Origin of the sequence: Thermococcus litoralis DSM 5473 (assembly GCF_000246985.2) — an archaeon.
Taxonomy (GTDB): domain Archaea; phylum Methanobacteriota_B; class Thermococci; order Thermococcales; family Thermococcaceae; genus Thermococcus_A; species Thermococcus_A litoralis.
The window spans coordinates 1,006,702-1,032,165 of sequence record NC_022084.1; the positions used below are offsets into that span (position 1 = coordinate 1,006,702).

Genomic DNA, 25,464 nt, shown 5'->3' on the forward strand with positions numbered 1-25,464 from the left:
CTCTTTTGCAGAAAGTCTGGGAGAGTCACTCGATTACATAGGAATGAGCTCTAACTTCATGCATTAACTGGGCGGATATTTGATCAAAAAATAAAAATGTCAAACCTCACTCCATCCTCTTTATTGCCCACGCGTAGCTGGCCACCGCGAGTACCGCCATAACGACGCTCCAGATGAGCACGTAGGTGAAGTCCCCCATCAGCTCCCCCGGTGACCTTTCGTAGATGTCGGAGAGCCTCAGCACCTTCAGGGCCCTTCCGAGGGGGAAGTAGTGGGCTATGGGTCTCGCCCACTCGGGCATTATGCTCGCGGGAATGACTATGCCAGCTAAGAACAGAAGGGGCATGGAGACGAGGTTCACAATAGCGGTAGTTGACCTCTCGCTCCGGGTGAGCATCGCTATTGCCAAACCAAGGCTCATCGAGAAGACCGCCGCCGTGAAGATGATAAGCCAGCCGAAGGGGCTCGGGAAGAGCGTTGAGCCGAAAACCAGCCTCGCGTAGGCTATTCCCACGAGTATGCTCACGGTTATGGTGATTAGGGTTGAGAGGCTCTTTCCGATCAGGAAGTCCCAGGGCGTCGTTGGCGAGGCCGCTATCCTCCGGAGGGTACCCTTGTTTATCTCCTCGAGCACGGAGCTCCCTATCGAAAGCATCGTGGCGAAGAGGAACTGTATCCCTATGAAACCCGTCACGTAAAACCTTATCCCTTCTCCCTTCTCTCCACGGACGCTCCTCTCTTCGAGCGCTATAGGCTCGGCACTCGCGAGGAAGTACTCCCTAATCCGCTCCTCCGAGAGGTTGTACGTCTCAAAGTACTCCCCCGGGATGTAGGCCATCATCATCTCCATCTTCCGCTCCCTGAACTCCCTCCCGACCCCGGAGAAGAAGCTCCTTATTATGGAGCTCACTATCTGGTAGTCCTGGGGGTCGGTTCTGTCGAAATAGACCACTACCTTCCCTTGCAGTCCAGAGCTTATGTTGGCGTCGAAATCTTTTGGAAAGAGGATGAGAGCGTTTACGCTGCCCCGTTTTAACGCTTCAAGGCCCGAGGAAACGTCCGGGAACTCCCTAACGTCGAAGAGGTGCGTTCCGTTGATGGTTACGTTCTCCATAACACCGGTTATGAGGGTCGAAAAGTTCCCTCCGGGGTTAACGATGCCTACATCAACCGTTACCGGAGAGCCCGGGCTTCCCCAGAGGCCGCCCATGAGGGTGACCCACATCAGGGGAAAGACGAATACCCAGAAAACCACCATCTTCTCGCGCCTTACCTCCTTTAAATCCTTGATTAAGATGCCCTTAATGGCCCGTGGGTTCATTCCAGCCCCCTCCCGGTCAGCTTCACGAAGACATCCTCGAGCGTCGGCTCCTCAATCTTTATCTCCTTCACGCTGCTCCCGGCTTTCACAAGGATTTCAACTATTTCTGGCAGGGCCTCCCGCGGGTTTCTCACGCGAACCCTTATCTCGTTCCCCCTCTCAACGAAGGGATAGCCTATGCCTCCTAGCCCCTTCAAAAGCCCCCTGATCGTTATTATGCTCTCCTCGCCAATGAGATGCTTCAGCTCCCCGGGCGTTCCGGTTGCGATGACCTTCCCCTCGTTCATCACCGCGACTCTGTCTGCGAGCTCCTCCGCCTCCTCCATGTAGTGGGTCGCGAGGAGAACGGTCTTTCCCTCGTTCCGGAAGTTTCGTATAATCTCCCAGAACTCCCGCCTCGAAGGCACGTCCAGTCCGGTGGTTGGCTCGTCGAGAATTAGGATTTTTGGTTCGTACAGGAGAGCTATTGCAAGATTCAAACGCCTCTTAAAGCCTCCGCTCAGTTCCTTCGCCTTCTTTTTCTCGGGTAGTGAGAAAAGCTCGATGAGCTCCCCTATCCTCTCGCGGGAGGCGTTGTATAGGTCGGCGTAGAACTCGAGGTTCTCCCTCACCGTAAGCAGATCGTAGGCTATGCTCTCCTGGGGGACGTAGCCTATGAGCCTCCTCGTTTCCCTTGAAAGCTCCTTACCAAACACCTTTATCTCACCGGAGTCGTAGGCGAGCCCTTCCGCCAGAATTCTTATGAGGGTGGTCTTTCCGGCCCCGTTTGGGCCGAGAAGGGCGAATATCTCCCCTTCGCGGACTTCGAGGTCAACCCCCTTCAGGGCCTCGAAGTCGCCGTAGCGTTTCCTAAGACCCTTTATCCTGAGCGCCATCATCGTACTGCACCTTACATAAATTTGTGAAACTCCATAAAAGGCCTGCGGTTTCTCTGAAGTTCAGAGTGATGAACTCTTTGAGGGATTTAAAAAGAAGTAAAATGCATTCACACCCTCTTCCCTTCCTTCACGTAAACGACCCTCGCCCCGATTTCCTTTGCGTGGTCGCTTATCCTTTCCAGGTGGCGCATTATGAGGGCCTCAACCGGAGAAGAGGCCGAGCTTTTCAGGTTCTCCAAGGATTGAATGTAGAGGTCGTCTATCCTGTTGTCTATCTCAAGGAGCTTTCCGGCCGAGACTTCATCGAGGTTCTCAAAGGCCTCTATGGCAGTTTTAACGGCCTCAACAGTCAGCTCAAAGCCTTCCCTGAGGAGCTCGCTCTCTTCGGCCCCCACTATCTTCGCAGTCCTCTCTATCTCCATGGCGTAGCGTGAAATCCTGTAGAGGTCGTAGGATACATCTATCGAGCTCTGGATAAAGCGCAGATCGCTGGCAACTGGCGAGTACCTCACGAGGAGCTCTGTTGCTATATCGAGAACCTCGTTCCTGAGAAGGTGGAGCTTGCTCGATATCTCCTCCGTTGAGTTGAACTCTCCTTCGAGGCTTTTCCTGGCGTTCTCCAGGGAGTTGAGGGCATCGCTTCCCATTTCGTTTATCAGCTTTTTGAGCTGTTCCTCACCAATATCGAGTAGTTTCCTCATGGTATCACCCCAGCGCCCCCGTAACGTATTTCTCGGTTAATTCATGCTCCGGGTTCTCGAAGACCTTCCTTGCTGGCCCAACCTCTATCAGCTTACCGAGGTAGAGGAAGGCAACGTGGTCGGCAACTCTCGCCGCCTGGGCAGGCGAATGGGTGACGAGCACTATCGTGTAGTCCTCCTTCAGCTCAAGGAGGAGCTCTTCTATTTTGGCAGTTCCAACAGGGTCAATGTTGGCCGTCGGCTCGTCCATGAGGAGAACCTCTGGTTTCATAGCCAGAGCCCTCGCTATAACGAGCCTCTGCCTCTGTCCCCCAGAGAGGTTCCCTGGATAGTCGTTCAGCCTGTCCTTTACCTCATCCCAGAGCGCGGCCTTCTTCAAGGCCCACTCAACCCTTTCGTCGAGCTCTTCCTTGGACTTAACCAGTCCGTTTAGCTTGAGGCCTATCGCCACGTTGTCGTATATGGTCAAGTGGGGGAACGGGTTCGGGTACTGGAACACCATTCCAACCCTCTTCCTGACCTCTATCGGGTCAACGTCCTCCGAATAGATGTTCTCTCCGAAGAGCCTTACCTCACCCTCAACCCTTGCATCTTCGTTCAGCTCTATCAGCCTGTTGAAAGTCCTCAGCATCGTGCTCTTTCCACAGCCACTCGGCCCCATGAGTGCAAAGACCCCCCTGTTCGGGATTTTGAGGTCAACGCCCTTTATCACGTGGTTCTGGCCGTAGTAAACGTTTAGGTTAACAGTCTCCATCGCGAAGTTCACAGTCTCACCTCCTTAAGGCTAAGGCGTATCGGGATGAATATCCCGAGGAAAATCGCCAGGAGAACCAGAGAGGCTCCCCAGGCGGTTGCATGGTCCACTGGATTCGGGCTCTGGACGAGCTGGTAGATGAGGAGTGGAACGGCACCGACGGGCTTGGTTATAGAGGATGGATAGCTCTCGTAAAGTCCTCCTGCCGTGAAGAGGAGCGGCGCGGTTTCTCCAGCGACTTTGGCCATTCCTATGAGGACGCCGGTCAAAATGCCGCGCTTCGCCATCGGCGCGAGGATTCTGAAGACGACTTTCGCCCTCGTGAGCCCGAGGGAAAAGCCAGCCTCCCTGTACGTTGACGGTATCTCCCTGAGGGCCTCGTGGGTGTAAACGGCCACGTAGGGGGTTAGAATTATCGCCAGCGCTAAGGCCCCAGCCAGGGCGGAGTAGGTTCCCATCGGCACAGCCACAACCTGCATCACGAAGACCCCGACCAGTATCGTCGGGAACTCTATCATTATCTGGAGCAGTGTTTTAGTCCACTGCCCGAGTGTGCTCTTAGGATATTCATAGGCGTAAACTCCGACGAGGAAAGCAACAGGAAGACCGAGGAGAGCAGAGAGGAACGTAAGGATGAAGGTTCCAGCTATCGCCGGGCCGATTCCTCCCTCGCTGAGCGTCCCCGTGAGGAACTTCGTCCCCCTCTCGGCTATCACCGGAAATCCCTTGATCAGGACTGTGGCTATGATATGGAACAGCGGTATGAAGATTAGGATGGTGAGCGCACCGATCCCTATGAAAAAGACCTTCTCTTTGGTCTTTCGGTTAGATGTTAACATCTCTCTCCCACCTCTTGAGCATCTTGAGGCCGACCACGTTCACGGCCAATCCGATTACGAAGAGTATTAATCCGGCCGCGAAGAGAGTCGAGGTCATGTACTCGTAGATGAAGGCGTTGCCGAACTGGTTGGCTATTAGCGAAGAGACTGTGTATCCCGGTGCGAAGAGGGCCGTTGTCAGGTTGAACGTGTTCCCTATCACGAGGGAAACGGCGACCGTCTCACCTACGGCCCTTCCGAAGGCAAGGATCGTTCCCGAAACTATCGCCGGCTTTATGTAGCCGAGGAGAACCTTAGTTGCTTCGTACCTCGTTGCCCCGAGGGAGTAGATTGCCTCTTTATATGTGAAGGGCACCATGTTGTAGGCCTCTCTTATTATGGCTGATGCAAAGGGAGTAACCATTATCGCCAGGAGAACTCCCGCCGAGAGGTAGCTGTAGCCACCAACCGGCGGATAGGAAAAGAGCGGAATGAAGGAGAGGTGATCGTAAAGGGGCTTCATAATCCAATCCCTCAGGAACGGGACGAGGAAGAACGCTCCCCATATTCCATAGATTATCGTCGGAAGGCCAGCCATTATGTCGGAGAGGATTATGAAGGCGTTCTTCAGCCTCTTCGGTGCGTAGTCAACGACGAACACCGAGTAGGCCACCGATAGTGGCAGGGCTATGAGAATCGCTATAATTGAAGTGTAGATGCTTCCCCATATAGCTGCCGCTATTCCATAGACCTCTTCGCTCGGCTCTTCAGCCGCTCTCCAGACGTTCTCCAGGTAGAGGTCGAGGCCGTACCTGTGGAGCGCTGGAAGGGCGTTGGTAAAGTAAACGAAGAGCATCCCCGCGAACAGCAGGAAGACGATGATAACGGCGGGATAAGTGGCTACCTTGAAAGATTCAACCTTCCTCAAGCCTCACTACCCCCTTCCGCCTTTTCTATTCGGGAGAAATTTTCGTCCGGCATGTTGCGGAAGAAACTCACGTTTGAGAGGACTGAATCCTTCCCGCTGTACCTCCTTATCTCCATGACGGCCCTTTCGGCTTTTGTAAGTTCCACCACTCTGCCGACGTAAGAAAAACCTATCATGCCCTCGCCGAGCGGCCTGTGTTCGTCTCTGGAGCCGTTGTTATCGTGGATGTGAAGGTGGCTCGTGTATGGGAAGAGCACGTTAAACTCGTCAATCCTAAGCCCGGAACTCATGGATGTCAGGAAAGCGTGTCCGATGTCAAAGCACAGCTCAAAGCCCTCACTAATGAATGTGAGAAGCTCGTGAGGAAGCGCTCCGATTCTCCCCTCAAAGAGGTTCTCAACGACGAGCTTTACTCCGTGGTCTTCCGCTATTGGCTTAAGCCCCCTTAGGTGTCTCAGAGTGTTTACGTAGGCCTTCGTGTAGCTCTTTCTGATATCCCCACCGTGAAGGACGATGACCTCTGCGCCGAGATGGCTGGCGATTCTGATTACCTTCTCCATCCTCTTTACCGGCTCTTTCCCATAGACTCCGAGGTCTATCGGGAGGTTCTTTCCATCTGCAGTCGGAGCGTGGAGTGTGAACTCAACCCCAAGGCCCTCAAGGTTTTTGAGTGCTTCCCAGTTTATCTCTTCGTTCTTAATGATACCAGAATCGTCAAAGCCAAGCTCGATGAAGTCCACTTGAAGGTTATCTAATGAAAACCCCTTCCCGCTGATTTCCTTGACGATGCAGGAGTTGACGCCGAGCTTCATCGTTCTCACCAAGCCTAAAATGTTAAAGGGTTAGGATTCCTGGAGAATCAGAAGCACATCCTTCAGGTCTATCATGCCGTTGCGGTCCATGTCAACTCTTTTTTCTGCCTCATTGTCCACATTCTCTCCCAAGAGCATCATTAGAGTTATGTACGCGTCTCTCCTATCCACCTCGGAGTCGCCTGTTATGTCTCCTTTAATGCCGCTCACTCCGGAGATCGTGATTGGCGTGTTTTCCCTTCCGAAGAGCATCAGCTTTGCAGTGTCTACATGGTGCAAAAAGCCCCCGAAATTTTCCGATCCGGGCCCATATGCCAAAAGGGGAACTGGGGCTCCAGTGTGTTTGTGTGAGACGAAGCCCACGCCAACGCGTCTGTTAATAATTTCGACCACCGCATTCTGGAGTGCATACCTGTCAGTTGAGTTCAGAGCCTTCTTGATATAAGCGATCTCTTCAATTGTCGGCTCGAAGTCGGCGTATTTTTTGAAGATTCCCCTTATGTCGCCAGTTACTTTAATTTCGCTGGCTATTCTTGACGTGCTGGCTTTTATTCCTTTGATGACCTTCTCGTTGACTGCATTTCCATACGTTAAGCCTATTGCAAGCCCTCCAGTCTCATGGTCGGCCAGCACTATTACCAGGGTATCTCCCCTCTTCCTTGCATACTCTAGGATATACCCAACGACATCGTCGAACTCCTTGGTTTCTGCAACAACCGATCCAATATCGTTTTCATGGGCAGCATGGTCGATCCTTCCACCTTCGACCATAAGGAAGAATCCATTTGGATTCCTCTCCAATACCGAAATCGCCTTTTTGGTCATGTCTAGGAGCCCAACGTCCCCGGGCTTTCTGTCCAGTACGTAGGGAATGTGACTGTCTGCAAAAAGCCCCAGAATGAAATCTCCCTCGGCTTTTTCGAGCTCTTCCTTAGTGAAAACTATATTGTATCCATAGTCTTCTGCCATTTTTAGCGTATCTTCGTCGAATTCCTTTTTCCCGCCACCAAGGAGGACGTTAACCCTATGTAATATTAGTTGCCTCGCTATTTCATCTTCCATGTCCCTGTCGGGAACATGGGAGGCAAACACCGCGGGGGTTGCGTGGGTGATCCTAGTAGTGGTCACTAGCCCAGTGGATTTACCAAGTGTCTGTGCTACTTCGAGCAGAGTTGTTACGTTTGTTATCCTCCCGGTAACGTTGGTAACCGAAATCATGCCGTTGTACGTTTTGACTCCGGTGGCTATCGCGGTTCCCGCCGCGGCGGAGTCTGTGACTTCCCCGCTCAAAGAGTCCGTGAGTTCTAGTCCCGTAACTGGAAAGTCCTCCATGTTCAAGTGGCCGTATACGAGCTTTGTAATCTCAACGTGTGCAACACCCATGCCGTCTCCAATCAGTATTATTACGTTTTTGACGGCACTCTGATGGCTGTAAGCTAGGCAGGGCTGTAATGAAACAAGATTAAAAATTAAAAGACTCAAAAGCAAACTGCTAGCGAGGGGCTTTTTCATCTTTTCACCCCCTCATCCGGTCTCTATCATGTCAACAGCCTGGAGGCCTATCTGGGCGACTTCCTTAGGAAGACCGACGTAGCCGGGAGCGAGGTTCTCCGGCTTCTGTCCCTCTGTCAGGACCCACTTGAGGAAGTCCTTGATGGCCTGGACCTCTTCCTTGCTGTAGTGCTTTCCACCCTTGTTCTGCCAGACGAGAAGGTGGGTGAAGGCAACTATCGGGTAGGAGTTCTCTCCAGGGGCGTTGAGGAGCTGTTTGAGGTCCTCCTTGTAGCCCTCGGTCGGACTTGGTATGAAGGCTTTAACACCGGCAACGGCTGCTTTTATCGCATCGTCAGTGGGCTTAACGAAGTTTCCGGCTTTGTTTTTGAGTGCCACGACCTTGAGGTTCTCCTCTATGGCAAAGGAGAGCTCGGTATATGCTATGCTATACTTGGTGCTCTTTAGAGCCTGGACGACTCCAGGGTTGCCCTTTCCACCGATTCCCCTGCCAACCTTGTCAACGGGCCAGTCAACCGTCTTCCCCGCTCCAACTTTGTCGGCCCACTCCTTGCTGACGAGGCTCAGGTATGTGGTGAAGATTGCAGTAGTTCCGCTCGCGTCGCTCCTGTGAACGACTATTATCTTTTCGTGCGGGAGGTTCGCGCTGGGATTGAGGGCCTTAATGGCATCGTCGTCCCAGTACTCTATCTCGCCCATGAATATCTTAGCGAGGGTTTCCCCATCGAGCTTGAGCTCGTCGACGCCCGGCACGTTGAATGCAACAACAACCGCACCTACGATTTCGGGGAACTGGAGGGGCTGGTCGCCAGTTGCGAGGAACTTCTTCCAGGTTGACTCCTTAACCGGCGGGTCGGTTCTACCTATGTGGGTGAGGCCCTTGAGGAACGCCTCCTGCCCGTGTCCGCTTCCTCCACCTTCGTACTCGATCTTGACGTTGGGGTGGTTCTTCATGTAGACTTCAATCCACTTCTGTATCTGGTACTGGGGGAACGTCGCACCGGTGGTGCGGAGGGTTATAACTTTGGCCTGAGAAGTGCTCTGGGTGGAGCTTGAGGTGCCCTGGCTTGAAGTCTGAACCGTGCTGGACGGGCTTGAGCTCGTACCGGCGCCTTTTTCTTCGGATATACAGCCGCTTGCCGCCAGGGAAAGCCCCAGCAGCAGGACGATAAACACCGAGATGGCTTTCTTCATTGGGTTCACCGATGATTAGAGGAGGGTTAAGAAATATAAAGATTGCCGCAATAAAATATATTCAGATGGTGAATCTATATAGACACTTATTCTCTATTCCACAACATATGTGTGAACCATCAGCCCGCCGTGTCCAATGAGCCTGTGATGTTTGATTTTGAAGCCGTTCTCGGTTATGGCCTTCTCTATCGCCTTCTTCTCCGTCGTTATGAAGACCCCGCGCTTTTCGAGGACCTTGGAGAGCTCGCCGAAGAAGGCCATGTAAAGCCTTGGTATCATGCTCTTCCGCCCTATCTTCAGGCCGTAGGGGAGGTTGCTGACTGCGAAGTCAACACTCTCAACGTACTGGGAGAGCTTTGTGGCGTCGCCATGGATGAACTCGATCCTGTCAAGAACTCCGGCCGCTAAGGCGTTCATTTCCGCGCCCCTTATGTGCTTCCGGTACTTTTCGAGGCCTATTATTCTTCCTTCATAACCCCTGAGGGCAAGCTCGATCAGTATCGTACCGCTCCCGCAGAACGGGTCTATAAAGGATCTTCCATCTGGTTCAACCAGCTCTATGAGCGCGTTGGCTATGCTAGCCTTTAGGTGCGCCGGGTGGTTGTAAACCCTCCAGGGCCTTTTGTGGAGAGAGGAATCCCCGGTGGTGTCAATCCCGAGGAAGAACACCTCGCCAACAAGTTCAGCCCTGAATATCACCGCCGGGTGGTCTAGGTTCACCCTTGGGCTTCCAAAGCGTGAGAGCCGCTCAAAGATGGCCTCGCCAACCGTTCTCGCTATTTCAACGCTCGTTATCTTATGCTCACCCTTCCTGAAGGGCCTGACCGCAAAGCTCTCGCTTACCTTCACGAACCTTTCGATAGGAAGGGAGGAGACGAACTCCTTTATCCGCTTGAGGGCAGTTTCAGGTTCTTCCTCACCGATGCCCTCGAACCTTTCGCTCGCTATCTCCAGAATAACCCTGTGGAGGAGCCTTGAGCTCTCGTTGAGGTATGTTGCTATGCTCAACTCCCTCTTTCTGCCCTTCTCGTCCGTGTAGTATGCTTTGTCAGCCTCGAGGAGCAGTCTCCCCTCAACGCCTAAGGGCTTCTCTTCCACTCGAAACGGAACTCCAAGCCTCTCCATGAGTGAGGCGACTTCCCTTCCCGCTATGTCCTCTATTCCCTGGGATGTTGTGAGTAGGAACTTCATGGTGATTTATATCTTATTTTCTTCTTTTAAGCTTTCTCTGTCGATTTTTATAGCCTTAACATACATTTTGTTACATATGTTCAAGAGTTTGTTGATATTTGTGAGCTTCATTTGTTCCAATGTTAATTCTATCAAGCGTAATTATTATAAAGCCTTGAATAGTTATAAATTTTTGAGAGGTGGGCTTACATGGATAGTCCTGCCAGTTCATTATATCTTGACAATGTATGGGATGGAAACCTTCCTGTTCTTGTCAAAGAGGTCCCAATTGTTTGGTTAATTTTTCAAAAAGTGGTGCTAATGTACATTAAATATGTGTCTACTGGTTCAGATAGCTTTCTCGATGCATGTAACGATATTTTCGACTTCTTCTATGGGGGAATAGGTAATGAGGTTTCCCGTTAAAACTCTAACTCGTCTGGCGGCGATTTACCTTTGTGTGTTCCTTGTAATAATCCTGGTAGCTGGAGCAACATCAAACAAGCTGGCTTGGAATTACGTTCACGATGCTCTCATTGGAATTCGGAGGAATAATCCCGCCCTGTACCAAGAGCTGGAGCAAAATGCCACGAGAGAAGGCATTACTGTTGAGGAGTACTACTATAAAATTCTCACGAAGGCAAAAGGAGTTCGGGCTAATAGCATTTTTGTGACGGGTATAGACCTTCTCAAGAAGAGCATTGATTATTATCGCAATAACACAAAGTATGATTTTTCTGACTTCATAAAGGTGACTCTTGCTGTTATGGGGATAACCATGTTTCTGATTATTATCTTAAGCCTGTTTCTCGGCTTTAAGCTTGCAAACAGTAGGTTTCTTTATATTGCTGAGGGATTGGCACGCTTTTTCAACGGCATACCCTCTTGGTGGATTGGGGCAGTGTTGATAGCGGTCTTTGCCGTCAAACTTGACGCGTTTCCAATCTCAGGCCTGAAGAGCATCCCTCCGAAGGGTGGCTTTGAGGGCGTGCTCGACGTTCTCTGGCACCTTGTCCTTCCCGTTGCCACGCTAGTTTTTGTGTACATCTGGGAGTTCGTGGTTGTTGTTGCTCACAACGTAAGGGACGAGCTTGGGAAGCCCTACGTCCTAACTGCGAGGGCCAAGGGTATCTCTGAGTGGGTGATATACTGGAGGCACGTTCTTAAGAACGTCTCCATAGTCCTTAGCTCGTTCACCGTTCAGAAGTTCGTTGAGATGTTCACGGATTACATCGTCGTGGACGTCCTATTCAACCTCGGGGGCCTTGGGATAATCTTTAAGGCGAGTTTTGTCAGGACAGTTGTTCCAGCATTTGGTGTGGTTGTTAGCTTTGACTACCGTCTGTTTTTCGTTGTCACCCTTTCGATATTCATTATATCCTTCGTCTTTTCGTTTCTCCTGGAGCTCGTTAAGGGAATGTTGGATCCAAGGGTGAGCTAAAATGAGGCGGCGGAAAGTTGGGATAGCGATACTCCTTGTATTGTTGGTATTTGTGGTTATTTCAAACATCAGTGTAAGTGAAGAGGATACCGCCAACTGGGAAAATATAAGCTACTGGAAGGACAACCCGCGGAGGGCTTATCCTTCTTGGTTTTCTCTATTTAGTGACAAAACCCCAACGGTCTTACTAAAGCCATCAATCACCGAAGAGAATGGTTTGTGGGTTTATAGGTTTTCATATAATCATACCTACCACGACAAGCCAAGTGACGTTAGGTTTTACGGTCTTCCATATGGAGAAAAGGTTGAAATAAGCGTTTTAAGACCTGATGGAAGATTGGTTCCCCTCTATTATGACTCCGTGATTTATACCAATCTCAGTCTCAACAGTGATATGCGTGCTAGTGTGGTTTCAACGCTTTCTAATGTTCTCGATCTTAGGGGTGAGAGAAATATTCTCTTCTCCGCAACTCAAATCCTGTTCTCTAAGGATGAAAGCATGGAAACTCTCAATGGGGAGTACATCTTTGAGATTAGATTAATCGGAAACGCAACCCCTTCAGTTGAAATTCTTGGAACCTGCTATGGTATTTTGGGAACCGATTCTTATGGCAGAGACATATGGGTTGGCTTTGTCAAGGGAATGAACAACACTCTCTATCTCGCGTTCTTCACGACAGTGATAATAGTAGTTCTGGGTGTTCTTATAGGTCTTTTGTCGGGCTACATCAGCGGGGCATTGGGCGAGTTTGCAACATTCTTACTGGAGGTTTTGGTAGCTTTGCCAATGCTTCCAATCCTTGTAGTACTTGTATGGCTCTTCTCCACCCAAAGCTATGGATTGCAGGTCAATATAAACCCCTTCATATTCATGTTTTTAGTTGCCATTCTCACGCTTGGGAAATTTGCCAAGACTATTAGAATGATTGTGATAAAGGAGAAGGTGAACGAGTATGTTAAAGCCGCGGTGAGCATGGGTGCAGGCTCATTATGGGTTCTGAGGAGACACATCCTCCCTCCGGTAAAAGAGTTCTCCCTCAGATACTCTACGATACTTCTGGGTAGAATGGTGGCGTTGGTTTCAGTTTTTGGGTTCTTTGGTCTGATCCCGGGTACAAATTGGGGTTCCCTTATGATAGAGGCTATGGAGCAGGGAGCAATATATGGAGGGTATTGGTGGTGGATAGTTCCTCCAGGTATCGTTATGGCTTTTCTGAGTGCTGCTATGGTTCTGATTTCCTCTGACTCTGGTTAGCTACTCCATCACTGCTATTACGCCCTTCCATTTTCCCCCGAAGCACTCGCTTGCGATGACCTTCTTCTTGGTTATTTCTTCAAGAAATTTTATTGCAGAGTCGCACTTTTTAAATCCTGTTGCTATTCCCACTGTAAATCCCTCAATTTCTCTAAATCCGACCCTCTTCTTGTTATCAAGGGTTAGCTTTTCTCCATATTTCCAGAGTATTCTTCTGGGGTCTAAAAGGTGTTCCTTCTCGATTTCGTCGAGAATTTCTTCGAAATTCCAGATGAAAGGTTCTTTTTTCTTTCCCTCTTTCTCAAAAAGGGTAAATCTCCCTGTTTGCCATTCTCTTAGGAAATAGCGGGCGGCCTCTTCCAGGTTGACTTTGCCTCCCTTCCCTAGAAGACCTTTCTTTCTGCCGATAGCTTCAAGAATCTGCTCTTCATTCTCGAACTCCTCTACCCCATACTTTTCGGTAATTGCTTCTTTTCTGGTTTCTAAAATTCTTTTTATAAGCTTTAATGCCGGTTTGACGGGATCTTCAATCTTATCCGCCGGAAAGCCCCCTCTAATAACGAGCTCGTCAAAATCATCTATCGGAACAACTCCCGGGGAATCAACTAACCATATCTTTTTTGAAAGCTTAATAAGTTGCTTTCCTTTTGTATATCCCGGTATTGGTGCCGTTCCAACAGCATGCTTACCTTTCAGCACGTTTATTATTGTGCTCTTCCCAACGTTAGGGTAACCCACTAAGACAACCTTCACTTTCTCTTTGCCTTCTTGGAAGAGTTCCTTTGCGAGCTTCTTTATTTCCTTCCTCAGCATTCCGGTTCCCTTTCTCTCCCTTGCACTGATGAACACCATTGGGATGTCCTTATGTTTCCTCTTGTACTCTTCAGCCCACTCCTTTGGGACTAAATCGGCTTTATTCATCACTATGAGAAGCCTTTTTCCTTCTTCTTGGACAAGGCGTTCTACTTTTAGGTTTCTCGTTCCAATGGGGTCGCGAGCATCAACTACCTCTACTATAATGTCTCCCTCTTTAATCGCTTCTCTCACTACTCTCCATGCTTTCTTCTGCTTCATCTCTTACCACCGTTATCTCAAAGATTACCGTTCCTCCATCCGTGTACGGGGGTCCGGGGTCAAGGCACTGCACATAGGCTTTTTCCCCTTTCCCAAGTCCTATCTCTGAAGCCTTAATTCCTTTTCGCAGTGCCACTATGTAGGGAAGGAAAGACGCAAATGCATGGGTGCAGATCGCATCGGTCTCTTTTAAGTTGACTTTTGGTCCTTCTATAACTACCTTATCCCCAACCTTGAATACCGGACACTTTCCTTTAATCTCTACAGCTTTTATTATTAGCCTTTCCACCATCCACCACCAAAAGGTAAATAAGGGATGAAGCCTAAAATATTTACTAGGACTCTTAGTTTACGAGGAGTTAAATATTATCCGGTGGTGCTGACCGTGGCGGAAGATATTGAAGAAAAAATAAGGCGTTTGAGAGAATTGGGCAGAGTTTCTGTTGAGGAGAAAGAAGAGAAAAAAGCCCCTACTGCTCCCATCCCGAGAGCTTCCCCCCCCCAGAAAGCCTTCGAAATTGGGAAGGCTCAGGGAAAGGGAGAGACGTAAAAGGATAATTATAGGTGCATCTATTATAGCTGTCGTTCTCATTGCTGTTGTTATAGGAGTGTACACAACCTATCAAAATCGTGCCACAAAACAGCTTCAAGAGGCCAAACTTGCAAAGATTAAAGAGGTCAACAAGTATTTCACTGGGGAACTTGAAAATGATACCATGAAGGTGCAATTAATAGAGCAAATTAACCAAGCACAGAGTATAGAGGAACTCGAGAAGATAAACGTTAAGGCAATAGCAGAGCAGAGAAAAGCTCAATTAGAGCAAGAGCGTCTTGAGAAGGAGCTTCAACAGGCAAAGAGCACAAAGTTATCACAAATAGAGCAATCTTTTGAACTTCTCCTTTCTCAGCCCCTCCCAGAAGATATAAAGAGCGAAGCTATTCAAACTCTAAACCAATTAAAGGAGAAAGTTAATTCTGCAAAAACAAAAGATGAAGTATCTTTAATTGACCCCAATCCGTATCTGCTTGAGCTCTGGAGAAAATATTACTACTACCTCATAGACACCACTCCCACCCAAAAGGTAATCCTTAAAAAAGGAACGGAAAAGAGCATATACACAAAAGCAGAAGCAAAGTACATGCTCAGCAAAGTTACGGACTTCACGGAACTTCTCCAATACGCAATAGAGAAAGCTGAAATGGTGCAAGTCGCTTTAGTTTTGCCAAGAGAGAATGTTAATGGTGCCTTCCTCTCATCAGGTGACAAAATAAAGATTTTCGCCCAAATAAATTCAACATCCGTTCAAAAGATAGCGGATGAGGGGTATGTGAACATGGTCTTCTTTCTAACGGATGCTGGTGTAATTGCAGTGTCAGAGTCACAGCAAGAGACTAAAAACATAGCAACCTCTTCAGAAACTTCATACTCAGACCAATACTCCGAAGAATATGCTCCTGGAGACCAGTCAATTTCTTACCAGCAGAATAAGGACGAAAGCCACTCCACAACCCAATCAAGTTCACAGACGATAAGTGCCTCCTACTCGTATAATGTTGCACTAAACGAGATATTAAAGGCCATTGCGGCCAACAAGATAGCTGCGGCAGATGAAGTTAAGGCACAGCTTGCGAGGTACAAGTGGAAGGTGGTTGACCTTGAGCAGAGCACAGGACTATTGGCTACAGAGCCTAATGCCGAGGTGTTGGTAATAGTTGAAGTCCCAGCAGAATTCGTTGAGGATATACTGAGGTATAGAGATGCTCTGTACATAACAAAGATTGCTGGGTGATTTGGAATGCTAAGGAAGATGCTTCCGCTCTTTTTCCTTGTTTTGCTAGTTTCGGGTTTAGCTAATGCACAAGAAAGCGTTAGCGCATCCTCCACGATTGATTTGAACGTTACCTTGGTGAATGCGGGCCCGTTTTACAAATTTGTTTCAATAAATCCCGATTATAATTACACTTTGCTTAGGGAAGGCAACGAGAGTGAAATTGTGAACAATCTGGGATTTTGGATTGCCCCGTATGAGACACTTAAGGTGAATGTAAAGATTAACGAACCTTTGTCCACAGGCACAATAAGTGGAGTGGAAGGTCCAAACATATTTTACAGCCCTATTTATCCTCAGTTAATCCTCTATCCTCAGAAGTACTATGCGGTTGATACGTTCTTTGTTTCGGATGGTTATGTGAAGGTGCTCAAGTACACAGGAAGGGTTGAAGTAACGATAGAAAATCCATCACCCGAAAATTCAAAGTACATTGCCATAGGACTGCCAGTACTCTTTGAAGGGGCTGAAATGAGTGACTTCACTCCAGAGTACACAATGAAATACAGTGAATACGTTGATAAGATTCTCTCTCAATATGCCCAATACGTTAGGGACTACATGCCTGAGTACTTGAACAGAACATCTGAAGGCAGCTCGGATACTCTCTCAGAGCTTTCTTCTAGGATAGTTGTTTCCTCTGGAACTGGTTTACTTTCGGAAAGCAAAGAAGAACCCAAGTTGGAGGAGATATCTAAAAAACCTGAGCTAAAATTTGATTATCCGGTTTGGATAGTGTTTTTAGGTAATAAGCTTGAAATCACATATAACGTCAAATGGGAAAATCTCATGAGGGTGAGTGAATTTGGAGGAGAAAAAGAAAAAACGTTCAGGCTTATCATGGATAGAAGAGATCTTAAGTGAAGAAGCAGCTCCTTTAGAAGATATAATAAAAGAAGAACAAAGAGAAGAAAAACCCAATGCCAAGGAAGAACTATCTCCAACTGTGCCAGAAATTAAAACTCCTTCAAGATCCTTATCTGCTGAGAGCAGGGGAGGGAGTAGCTTAGAGGAGATATTGAAGTCCACAAGAGGCTCACCAAGAGTTCCCATCCCTACATATTATGGAGAGGAAGTGAAGGTTCTTGATGTATATGGAAATGTGAGGATCCTTAGAGTTAAGGGAGAACCGATCCCAATTTATGAAATACGCCTTCCAAAATTGAGTGAAGAGGAAGAAAAACTCGTGAAAATCGTTAGGGATAGGGCAATTGCAGAGATACAAATAGACCCCGAGAGCATTCCCGATCCGGAGGAAAGGAGGAGAATATTTGGGAGGGTTGTAAAAAACATAATGCGCGAACTTGCCCCTGCTATTTCTGAGGCAAGGATGGAAATTCTTGTAAATATGGTTGTCCAGAACATGATAGGTTATGGAAAACTTGATCCCCTCGTTAGGGACGATAACTTGGAAGAAGTTATGGTTATAGGAACAAGAAGACCAGTATACGTGTGGCACAGAAAGTTTTACATGTGCAAAACCAATATCGTTTTTGATGATGAGAGGGAGATATTAAACATTATTGAACGTATAGCAAGGCAGGTTGGGAGAAGAATTGATCAGCAAACCCCGCTCTTAGATGCTCGTTTGCCTGACGGAAGTAGAGTAAACGCAACTATTAGGCCAGTTAGCTTAGATGGGCCTACGTTAACCATAAGAAAATTCAAAAAAGATCCCCTTACGATAATTGATCTCTTGAAGTATGGCACCTTTAATTTAGAAATAGCATCTCTGCTTTGGGTTTTTGTTGACGGTCTTGGAGTTAAGCCCGCAAACGTCCTTGTTGCCGGAGGTACTGGTTCGGGTAAAACTACCACTCTTAACGCATTGGCAATGTTCATTCCTCCAAGTGAGCGTGTTATAAGTATTGAAGATACTGCAGAACTTCAATTGCCAATTGAGCACTGGGTAAGGCTTGAAACAAGGCCTCCAAACATAGAAGGAAAGGGAGAAATAACCATGGATGATCTCGTTAAGAACACCCTAAGAATGCGTCCAGATAGAATTATCGTCGGTGAGGTCAGAGGTCCTGAGGCAAGAACGATGTTCACGGCAATGAATACAGGGCATAATGGAGCGCTTTACGACTTCTCGGTTATTCAGCTCTCTAATGGGAAATTCGTGCTTATAGGAGATTTGGTTGAGGAACTCTTCAAGAAGTATTCTGATAGAATTGAGACATATAAAGACCTTGAGTACATAGTACTCGATGAAAAAGATCGCTTTGAGGTCGTTAGCGTCGGCCCAGACCTAAAAGCGGGTAAGCATATTGTTTCAAGAGTTTGGAGAAGGAAAGTCAGAGAGGGAGAAAGGCTGATGCGCATAAAGACAAGAACGGGCAATGAGGTAATACTTACCAAGACTCATCCATTCTTTGTATTCTCCAAGGGGGATGTCGTTAGGAAAGAGGCGGAGAAGCTTAAAGTTGGAGATAGGGTTGCTGTAATGATGAACCCTCCTAAGCCGCCTCAGCGCAGGGCAATTGTGGACCCCAGCATTTATGTAAAAATAAGTGATTACTATCTCGTCCCCAATGGAAAGGGAATGGTAAAAATTCCTAATGAAGGTCTTCCTCCTGAGAAGGTCCAATATCTGTCATCGGTAAATTCACACCATGTGAAGTTGGTTAGGGAGGTTAATGAAAAGCTCTCATATATCGCTGGAGTTATTCTTGGCGATGGATATATATCATCGGGGGGATATTACATTTCAGCTACATTTGACGATGAAGATTACATGGAGGCGTTTGTAACTGCGGTTTCGAAGTTTGTACCTAACTACGTACCCCGCATGAAGAATGATGGAAAAAGCACAGTTGTAACTGTTGGTTCGAAGATTTTCGCTGAAATGCTTTCTAGGATATTCGGAATACCTAAGGGTAAAAAATCTGGGATATGGGATGTTCCGGATGTTGTTCTCTCAAACGATGAGCTCATGAGGTACTTTATAGCTGGGCTCTTTGATGCCGATGGATATGTGGATAAAAACGGACCCTCCATAATTTTGGCTACTAAGAGCGAAAATGCAGCAAGAAAAATCTGGTATGCTCTCCAAAGGCTGGGGATAATAAGCACAGTCTCCCGTGTAAAGAACAGGGGCTTCAAAGAGGGCGAAATATTTAGGGTAATCATAAGTGGAGTTGAGGATCTTACTAAATTCGCAAAATTTATCCCTCTATGCCATTCAAGAAAAAGGGCCAAACTTATGGAAATCTTAAACACCAAGAAGGCATACCGTGGAAGAAAAACATACAGAGTTCCGATATCGAGTGAAATGATAACTCCCATCCGCCGGAGGTTAGGACTGACAATTGCAGAGCTTTCAAAGTTAGCTTCTTATTACGCAGGGGAAAAAGTTTCTGAGGGCCTTATCAGACATATAGAAAAAGGAAGAGTTAGAGAAATAAGGCGTTCTGCACTTAAGGGAATAGCCCTTGCTCTTCAGCAGGTGGCCAAAGACATCGGTGATAAAGAAGCTTGGGTAATGGGGAAGAGACTCCAACTGCTAGCCGAAGGAGATGTCTATTGGGATGAGGTTGTAAGTGTTGAAGAAGTTGACCCGAGAGAGCTAGGTATTGAATACCTCTATGATCTCACGGTAGAGGACGACCACAATTATGTAGCCAATGGAATACTGGTTTCCAATTGTATGGGTACAATCCACTCTAACTCTGCCAGAGAAACAATCGTAAGGCTTGAGAGTCCACCTATGAACGTTCCAAGAATCATGATTCCTGCTTTGGATGTTATCATAATGCAGGTAAGGTTCAACAACAGGAAGAAAGGAACAATAAGAAGGATTACCGAGATAGCTGAGGTTTCCGGAATAGAGGGAGAAAGCGTTCAGCTGAACACTATCTATAAGTACAATCCAGCAAAGGACGAGCTTTATCACACGGGAGTTCCGAGTAGAGTTCTGAACCAGCTTGCTGAGCATACAGGTTTAACAATGGATGAGCTCCTAGAGGAAAGGATAAAGAGAGAAGTTGTCCTCCAGTGGATGGTAGAGAAGGGAATAAGAAGCATAGAAGAGGTCGGGCACTACATTAGAGAATTCTACATTGATCATGAAGAGTTGCTGAGAAGAATAGAGAGGGATGCCTCAATTGAGCTAACTGAGAAAGTTAGAACAGTCATCTAGGGTGAGAAGATTTGGGGATAAAAGAGAAAATACTTAAATTCATTGAAAGGCTGGGTGAAAAAACCATAGAGGTTAGCGAACGCCCTATTTCAAGAATTCCTAAAACCCTAACGCTCCAAGAGAGACTTCAACTCCTGAAAAAACTTCAAGAGGAAGTCTCTCAGGAGAGAGAAGAAAAATACGAAAAAGAACTTGAAGAGATTGTCGAATGGAGAAAAAGAGAGCTAGAGGAATCTTTCACCCATAGATTCTCAGAATTTATGCTTAGGCACTTTAGAGGTCCGGTTGAATCATTTACAAAGTCTCTAAAGGGACTCGACTATGATCTCGTGAGGGCTAACATTAAAATGAGTAAAGAGCAGTTCGTTGCATTGATGCTGGGTGTTTCCATTTTCACTGCAATTTTTGCTTTTTTAATGGGCGTTCTCCTCCTCATGCCAGCTGACATCTCCCTGATGCTTGGGATACTTGGCTTTATTGGTGGTTTCCTGTATATGAGGAACTACCCAAGGATAGTCTGGCGGAGAAGGGTTGTAGAGGTAGAAAAAGCCCTTCCATATGTTTTGAGACACATGGCATCGCTCTTAAGTGCTGGAGTTGGTATAGCTGAGGCAATGGTATCGGTTGCCAATGCGGATTATGGACCCATATCCGAGGAATTTGACCTCATGATAAGAGACATGCACGGAGGAACATCCTTTGAAGATGCATTAATGAGGTTTGAGGAGAGAATGGCATCCGAAAACGTTAGTAGAGTTGTAAAGCAGATCCTTAGGGCCACAAAATTCGGTGGAAACTTGGCGGATATCCTCTACAAACTTGCCGAAGACTTTTCCTTTGAATACAGAATGAAGCTTGTGGAGTACATCCAAAAGGTGAACGGTGTTGCCTTTGTCTATATGTTCATAACCATAATAATGCCAACGCTATTTGTTGTGGCGATACTGGCTGCTTCATTAATGACCAGGGCGTTAGTAATGCCCGTCCAAGGGTTAGCTGTTATCCTGCTCTTTGGGTTCCCAGCTATTTCAACCCTCGTCGTGTTTATGATAAAACGTAGTGAACCGAGGTGATTAAATTTGGCTGAAATTAAATTCCTCCGACCTCTTGCAAAGGCTCTTGAAAAACTACTCCCCACAAGGTGGGTCAGAAGGTACGAGCTCTTCCTGTACTCAGCGGGAATATCATTTTTAGCGCTTGAATTTTTGTTGGTATCTTTATTGCTGGCAGGGTTGGTCGGGATAATAGCTTTCATACTGTCCCCTGTTAAGATCTATGCTCTCCCGGTGTTCCTCGGTTTGTTTTTAGGGATTGCATGGGTTTATCCCTATTATTTGCTGACCAAGAAGATAGAAGACATGGAGAAAAACTTGCCCGATGCTTTCTTCTATCTTGCGAGCTCTTTGAGAGCTGGAGTTTCTTTCTCTGAAGCTTTGGAAGAAGCATCAACTGCAAGGTTTGGAGCATTAACAGAGGAATTCAAAAGAACAGTACAGGAGATAAAGAAGGGTAGAGCAACAATAGAAGCCCTGAGGGCTTTTGCAGTAAGAAACAAGAGATCTTCGGTAATTTATCGCTCCACAATGATTATCATAGAGGCTTATGAGAGAGGAGCCCCAATGGCTGATGTACTTGTGGCGGTTGCCAACGACGTCCGTGAAATACTGAGAATAAAAAAGGAGAGGAAAGCCTCAACCGGAATGCAAGCAATGTTCTTTATAATTGCAAGCGGCTTCATAGGGCCATTCATCCTAGGGGTTGTATCCCAGATTATGGGTGGCATGAACACTCCTGAAGTGGGACTTAATTTGCCGTTAGAAGCGATAAAAAACGTTTCTCTTGCGTTTGTGGCAATACAAGCTATAGTTTCGGGGTTAGGAATTGGAATAATAAGAGAAGGAAAGTTCTCTGCAGGCTTCAAGTACAGCGCAATGTTGGCTATACTCGGAGTTGTGATATTCCTTGTGGCTACCAGGGTTCAGATATCAGGATTCATCTGATTCTGGCTTTGCCTTTTCTATATCAACTATTTCCACTTCAAATGTTAGTGTCTTGCCTGCCAGTGGGTGGTTAAAGTCCAAAGTGACGTTTTCTTCAGTAATTGCAGTTATCCTTGCTATCCCACTATCGGTCATTATGTACGCTCCCTCTACTGGTTCTATGCCGGCTTTTTCAAACTCCTCTATTGGGACTTCAATTATCAAGTCATCTCTTGGCATCCCGTATCCTTTCTCGGGGGGAACCACTATAGTCTTTTTCTCTCCAATTTCCATTCCTATAAGGGCTTCATCCATTCCGGGGATAAGTTCACCAACACCAACGTTAGCTCCAAGGGGCCCGTATGTTCTGTCTTCCACATAAATGCCTGCTTCCTTGGCGATATCCTCATAAGTTGTATCAAATATTTCTCCGTTTTCAAACCTTCCAACGTAGTTAAAAACCACAAAATCTCCTTTTTCAACTTTCATTCTTTTCACCAACTAAATTTCTTCAAGCTTAACTCTTCCACGAGCTTTATAACATTTTTGGTCAGCATTATACAATTTTGTGAAAAGTATATATACCACTTTGACCAAAAAGTTAATGGGTGATTTTGTATGGGGGAGTTTGCAGAGATGCTTAAAAGAGAATTTGGTGGGTTGGAAGCAAAAGAAATATACTCAACAAAACTCGGTAATAGGAGCGTTGAAATACTTGAGGTTGAAGCAAAGGGGTCAAGGTTTCTTGTGATGTTTCAAGACGAGCCTATGAAACATGATCTACACAGATGGTCGTTAATAATAACCAGTGCGAACAACACCAGAACTATCCAAGGGATGGATAAACTGGATACGCTAAAAATGAGAATCAAAGAAAACGTAAGGGCAATAATCGAAGGTCTTTAACTACTCCTCTGGGAGAATGTAGTAGATGTAGTGGGGCCTATTAGTGAACTCGTCTATGTAAACCACCACCCCATTTTTTGGAGGCTTTAGGTAGTGTACCTCTCCTTTTTTAGTTGTTACTGCTGCAAAAGCATCGCTTTTTCTTACCCTGTTTCCTACCCCAGCTATTATCGTGGAAACAAACCCTTCCACCGGGAGCAACATGAGTTCGTCTCCTTCATACAGTCTTATCTCGGTTCTTCTATCGGGGAGAACTATTCTCGCATCACAGAGCATTTTATGCTCGTATTTGTCCACATAAAAGTGAAACCTATCGTAGATTTCTTTTCGCAAAAATTTCGCTTTTTTAACGTCTATAAACTCCGGAAGCTTTTGTCCCTTTTGTAGTCTAATCTCTATGTTGTCTTGGATTATTATGCAATCAACTTTTGCCTCGTCTCCTTCAAAGCATTCTTCAAACTCTGCCTCAACGAACAATTGCGGGAGTTTTTCCATACTCTCACCCAACTTTTTCCAAGCTGTAAAACTTTTTAAACCTATCTTTACATAATTCTATGTGATGGTAGGTTATGAGACGTAGGTTGATGGCCCTATACCTGCTGATAATCCTGCTGATGGGCGCAATAGTAAGTTCTGAAGCTAAAATAGGTGAAATTAAGAAGGGCAACCAAGACTATTACCTAATAGGGCTTTTCTTTGCCATTTTAATAGTTCTTGGGGGCATAATACTAATCCAGATTTTCCTAACTGTTGGGGATCCTTTTGCGAAAAAAGGCCCGGAATACGGTGTAAACTGGGGTATCTTCCTCGCTATAATAATAGGCTCCATTATACTTGCTCTCCCCATTCTCTACAAGGTTTACAAAACTCCCCTCCCAAACATGACAGCAAACCGAAGTGAGGGGATTTACTACGTTAATCAGAGTTATCACGTTAGCTTCTACGAGAGGTATTTCCAAAATCCCTTTGGAGGGTCTTCAGAAGGTAGCGTTTACCTATATGTTCTCTTTGGAGTTCTTGTAATAACCCTCAGCTATGTTGCGGTGAGGTTTTATCTTGATTTGAGAGCGGCTAGAGAAAGGAGAAAACTTAAAGAGATCGTTGAACAATTTGATAAAAAATTAGAGGAAGAAGGTATAGACTTCCTGGGAGACCCAAACGAAATAGTGGTGAAGCTTTACAAGAATGCAGTAATCTGGCTTAGACTTTTGGGCATCCCCTACAGAGAAAGCTGGACTCATTGGGAGCACGCAGAGAAAGTAAAATATAAGCACGACGCATATGTAAAGCTTGCGAGGCTTTTTGAAAAAGCAAAATACGCACCGGAGAAAGTCACTATGGAAGATGCGAGGGAGGCTTATGAGCTTTACATGAAAATCAAGGGGGATGTAAATGAAGTTGAGGCTTAATCTTGCCCTGATCCTAACTGCTCCCTTCTTCTTAGTCGCAATCTTTGCAGGTTCGTATTTGGTTAGGTGGATAGCTGTTTTAGTAGCGGGAACAATGCTTTTGGCTTTTATGCTCGAAGAGGCTGAGCTTCCTTATATTCCAAGAAGGAGAGAACAGAAAAGAAGAAAAGAGGACTTTGAAAGGCTTGCAGATGTTATAAAAATGGCAAAAAAGGGCAGTGTTGCCAAGCAAATAGTTCTTGATTCCCTCTTGGAGATATATGAAATAATTGAAGAGGACAGAGAAAAAGCAAAAACAAAGGTTAGGGAGCTTAAAATAACTGGCTCTGGGAACAAGTTCCTTGAAGATCTCGAAAAAGTTCTTGAAATTGTGGAGGCGGATGTTAATGAGAGTAGAGGAAGTTTATGAAAAAGGAAATGAGATTTTAAATGAAGTTGGGAAGGCAATAGTTGGAAAAAGAGAAGTTCTAAAGCTTATGCTTGCAACAATACTAGCCGATGGGCACATTCTCATTGAAGACCTCCCAGGATTGGCAAAGACATTAATGGCAAAGAGCTTTGCCTCAGCACTAGGAGTTAAGTTCAAAAGGGTTCAATTTACACCCGATCTACTCCCCTCCGACATACTGGGAGTTAGCGTTTTCAACCAGAAAACCCTTGAATTCGAGTTCAAAAAAGGGCCGGTGTTTACAAACATACTTCTTGCCGATGAGGTCAACAGAGCACCCCCAAAGACTCAATCAGCTTTGCTTGAGGCTATGCAGGAAAGGCAGGTAACTATAGAGGGGAAAACCTACCAGCTTGAGAAGCCCTTTGTGGTAATAGCCACCCAAAACCCGATTGAGCAAGAGGGAACATATCCCCTGCCGGAGGCACAGCTCGATAGATTCCTCGTCAGGCTCAGGGTGGGTTACCCGACCAAGGGGGAGGAGCTTGAGATTCTCAAGAGGAGGATCGAGAGAAAGAAAGAAGAAGTGGATATAAACCAAGTAACCTCCGCTGAAGAAGTTGTAGAGATGCAGAGGGCAGTTGAGGATGTTTATGTGAGCGATGCCGTTCTTGAATACATAACCGAGATAGTGAGGGCAACTAGAGAAAACAAAAAGGAAATTGAAGTTGGAGCGTCTCCAAGAGGGAGCTTGGCATTGCTAAAGCTTTCGAGGGCATACGCTGCTTTGGAAGGCAGGGACTACGTTATCCCAGATGACGTGAAGAAAGTTGCTGTGCCTGCACTAAGTCATAGGCTCATACTGAAGAGGGAGCTTTGGTATACTCGGGTAAGCCAAGAGATTGTGATGGAGAGAATGCTTGAAAAAATACCCGTTCCAAAGTTTGAGTGATA

27 protein-coding genes are annotated in these 25,464 nt (G+C 46.6%); 13 read left to right on the forward strand and 14 right to left on the reverse strand.

The features are described 5' to 3' along the window. Window positions 1-106 precede the first annotated feature (106 nt). From OCC_RS05445 to trm14, 10 genes are all read right to left on the reverse strand, one after another. The gene (locus OCC_RS05445) at window positions 107-1,321 is read right to left on the reverse strand and encodes an ABC transporter permease (RefSeq protein WP_004070039.1); all 1,215 of its coding nucleotides are present in this window, start codon (window positions 1,319-1,321) and stop codon (window positions 107-109) included. Then, window positions 1,318-2,199 carry an ABC transporter ATP-binding protein gene (locus OCC_RS05450; RefSeq protein WP_004070037.1) on the reverse strand — a complete coding sequence of 294 codons (882 nt, stop codon included), beginning with the start codon at window positions 2,197-2,199 and terminating at the stop codon, window positions 1,318-1,320. The genes OCC_RS05445 and OCC_RS05450 overlap by 4 nt, the downstream gene beginning before the upstream one ends. Before the next feature lie 107 nt (window positions 2,200-2,306). Beyond that, on the reverse strand, window positions 2,307-2,900 hold the full coding sequence (locus tag OCC_RS05455; protein WP_004070030.1) for a phosphate signaling complex PhoU family protein: 594 nt from the start codon (window positions 2,898-2,900) through the stop codon (window positions 2,307-2,309). A gap of 4 nt (window positions 2,901-2,904) precedes the next feature. Further along, entirely contained in the window at window positions 2,905-3,666 is a 762-nt protein-coding gene (locus tag OCC_RS05460; RefSeq protein ID WP_004070029.1) for a phosphate ABC transporter ATP-binding protein, read from the reverse strand. After that, a complete protein-coding gene (pstA, locus tag OCC_RS05465) occupies window positions 3,663-4,493 on the reverse strand; it encodes a phosphate ABC transporter permease PstA (protein WP_004070027.1) in 831 nt (276 codons plus the stop codon). The genes OCC_RS05460 and pstA overlap by 4 nt, the downstream gene beginning before the upstream one ends. Beyond that, a complete protein-coding gene (pstC, locus tag OCC_RS05470; protein WP_004070025.1) occupies window positions 4,480-5,400 on the reverse strand; it encodes a phosphate ABC transporter permease subunit PstC in 921 nt (306 codons plus the stop codon). Before pstC ends, pstA begins: the two co-directional genes overlap by 14 nt. Beyond that, entirely contained in the window at window positions 5,397-6,212 is an 816-nt protein-coding gene (locus OCC_RS05475) for a sugar phosphate isomerase/epimerase family protein (protein WP_004070023.1), read from the reverse strand. Before OCC_RS05475 ends, pstC begins: the two co-directional genes overlap by 4 nt. A 30-nt stretch (window positions 6,213-6,242) precedes the next feature. Next, window positions 6,243-7,724: an alkaline phosphatase gene (locus tag OCC_RS05480; RefSeq protein WP_004070020.1), complete on the reverse strand. Its 1,482-nt coding sequence runs from the start codon at window positions 7,722-7,724 to the stop codon at window positions 6,243-6,245. Between the two features lie 12 nt (window positions 7,725-7,736). After that, window positions 7,737-8,918: a phosphate ABC transporter substrate-binding protein PstS gene (pstS, locus tag OCC_RS05485; RefSeq protein WP_004070019.1), complete on the reverse strand. Its 1,182-nt coding sequence runs from the start codon at window positions 8,916-8,918 to the stop codon at window positions 7,737-7,739. 93 nt (window positions 8,919-9,011) lie between these two features. Beyond that, entirely contained in the window at window positions 9,012-10,109 is a 1,098-nt protein-coding gene (trm14, locus tag OCC_RS05490; protein ID WP_004070017.1) for a tRNA (guanine(6)-N2)-methyltransferase, read from the reverse strand. A 189-nt stretch (window positions 10,110-10,298) separates the two neighbouring features. Here trm14 and OCC_RS05495 point away from each other — a divergent pair, with 189 nt between their 5' ends. The 3 genes from OCC_RS05495 to OCC_RS05505 are packed head-to-tail and all read left to right on the forward strand — an operon-like array spanning window position 10,299 to window position 12,784. After that, window positions 10,299-10,514 carry a hypothetical protein gene (locus tag OCC_RS05495; protein ID WP_004070015.1) on the forward strand — a complete coding sequence of 72 codons (216 nt, stop codon included), beginning with the start codon at window positions 10,299-10,301 and terminating at the stop codon, window positions 10,512-10,514. Further along, window positions 10,498-11,529 (forward strand): ABC transporter permease, encoded by a 1,032-nt coding sequence (locus OCC_RS05500; RefSeq protein ID WP_004070013.1) that lies wholly within the window; start codon window positions 10,498-10,500, stop codon window positions 11,527-11,529. Before OCC_RS05495 ends, OCC_RS05500 begins: the two co-directional genes overlap by 17 nt. Window position 11,530: 1 nt before the next feature. Continuing rightward, on the forward strand, window positions 11,531-12,784 hold the full coding sequence (locus tag OCC_RS05505) for an ABC transporter permease (RefSeq protein ID WP_004070012.1): 1,254 nt from the start codon (window positions 11,531-11,533) through the stop codon (window positions 12,782-12,784). On the opposite strand, the gene OCC_RS05510 is transcribed toward OCC_RS05505, so the two are convergent. Beyond that, a complete protein-coding gene (locus tag OCC_RS05510) occupies window positions 12,785-13,858 on the reverse strand; it encodes a GTPase (RefSeq protein ID WP_004070011.1) in 1,074 nt (357 codons plus the stop codon). Further along, window positions 13,815-14,147, reverse strand: a complete 333-nt coding sequence (locus tag OCC_RS05515) for a TIGR04076 family protein (protein ID WP_048874688.1) — start codon at window positions 14,145-14,147, stop codon at window positions 13,815-13,817. The genes OCC_RS05510 and OCC_RS05515 overlap by 44 nt, the downstream gene beginning before the upstream one ends. Before the next feature lie 96 nt (window positions 14,148-14,243). Here OCC_RS05515 and OCC_RS12780 point away from each other — a divergent pair, with 96 nt between their 5' ends. Genes OCC_RS12780 through OCC_RS05540 form a run of 6 tightly spaced genes read left to right on the forward strand, consistent with a single transcriptional unit; the run spans window position 14,244 to window position 21,828 of the window. Continuing rightward, window positions 14,244-14,408 carry a hypothetical protein gene (locus OCC_RS12780; protein WP_004070009.1) on the forward strand — a complete coding sequence of 55 codons (165 nt, stop codon included), beginning with the start codon at window positions 14,244-14,246 and terminating at the stop codon, window positions 14,406-14,408. Then, window positions 14,377-15,648, forward strand: coding sequence for a DUF515 domain-containing protein (locus OCC_RS05520; RefSeq protein WP_004070008.1), 1,272 nt, complete (start codon window positions 14,377-14,379; stop codon window positions 15,646-15,648). Before OCC_RS12780 ends, OCC_RS05520 begins: the two co-directional genes overlap by 32 nt. A 6-nt stretch (window positions 15,649-15,654) precedes the next feature. Then, window positions 15,655-16,551, forward strand: coding sequence for a hypothetical protein (locus OCC_RS05525; protein ID WP_004070007.1), 897 nt, complete (start codon window positions 15,655-15,657; stop codon window positions 16,549-16,551). After that, window positions 16,493-19,828 (forward strand): ATPase, T2SS/T4P/T4SS family, encoded by a 3,336-nt coding sequence (locus OCC_RS05530; RefSeq protein WP_004070006.1) that lies wholly within the window; start codon window positions 16,493-16,495, stop codon window positions 19,826-19,828. The genes OCC_RS05525 and OCC_RS05530 overlap by 59 nt, the downstream gene beginning before the upstream one ends. Before the next feature lie 11 nt (window positions 19,829-19,839). After that, window positions 19,840-20,901: a type II secretion system F family protein gene (locus OCC_RS05535; RefSeq protein ID WP_004070005.1), complete on the forward strand. Its 1,062-nt coding sequence runs from the start codon at window positions 19,840-19,842 to the stop codon at window positions 20,899-20,901. A 6-nt stretch (window positions 20,902-20,907) separates the two neighbouring features. Beyond that, the gene (locus OCC_RS05540; RefSeq protein ID WP_004070004.1) at window positions 20,908-21,828 is read left to right on the forward strand and encodes a type II secretion system F family protein; all 921 of its coding nucleotides are present in this window, start codon (window positions 20,908-20,910) and stop codon (window positions 21,826-21,828) included. On the opposite strand, the gene OCC_RS05545 is transcribed toward OCC_RS05540, so the two are convergent. Continuing rightward, entirely contained in the window at window positions 21,814-22,296 is a 483-nt protein-coding gene (locus tag OCC_RS05545) for an FKBP-type peptidyl-prolyl cis-trans isomerase (protein WP_004070003.1), read from the reverse strand. The two genes, OCC_RS05540 and OCC_RS05545, sit on opposite strands and share 15 nt — an antisense overlap. Before the next feature lie 129 nt (window positions 22,297-22,425). Between OCC_RS05545 and OCC_RS05550 the strand changes: the two genes are divergently transcribed. Beyond that, window positions 22,426-22,713: a hypothetical protein gene (locus OCC_RS05550; RefSeq protein ID WP_004070002.1), complete on the forward strand. Its 288-nt coding sequence runs from the start codon at window positions 22,426-22,428 to the stop codon at window positions 22,711-22,713. On the opposite strand, the gene OCC_RS05555 is transcribed toward OCC_RS05550, so the two are convergent. Next, window positions 22,714-23,208 carry a DUF2118 domain-containing protein gene (locus OCC_RS05555; RefSeq protein ID WP_004070001.1) on the reverse strand — a complete coding sequence of 165 codons (495 nt, stop codon included), beginning with the start codon at window positions 23,206-23,208 and terminating at the stop codon, window positions 22,714-22,716. A gap of 74 nt (window positions 23,209-23,282) precedes the next feature. Here OCC_RS05555 and OCC_RS05560 point away from each other — a divergent pair, with 74 nt between their 5' ends. Genes OCC_RS05560 through OCC_RS05570 form a run of 3 tightly spaced genes read left to right on the forward strand, consistent with a single transcriptional unit; the run spans window position 23,283 to window position 25,462 of the window. Next, window positions 23,283-24,122 carry a DUF4129 domain-containing protein gene (locus OCC_RS05560; RefSeq protein ID WP_004070000.1) on the forward strand — a complete coding sequence of 280 codons (840 nt, stop codon included), beginning with the start codon at window positions 23,283-23,285 and terminating at the stop codon, window positions 24,120-24,122. Next, window positions 24,106-24,531, forward strand: a complete 426-nt coding sequence (locus OCC_RS05565) for a hypothetical protein (RefSeq protein ID WP_004069999.1) — start codon at window positions 24,106-24,108, stop codon at window positions 24,529-24,531. Before OCC_RS05560 ends, OCC_RS05565 begins: the two co-directional genes overlap by 17 nt. After that, window positions 24,509-25,462 carry an AAA family ATPase gene (locus OCC_RS05570; protein WP_004069998.1) on the forward strand — a complete coding sequence of 318 codons (954 nt, stop codon included), beginning with the start codon at window positions 24,509-24,511 and terminating at the stop codon, window positions 25,460-25,462. The genes OCC_RS05565 and OCC_RS05570 overlap by 23 nt, the downstream gene beginning before the upstream one ends. Window positions 25,463-25,464: the final 2 nt, after the last annotated feature.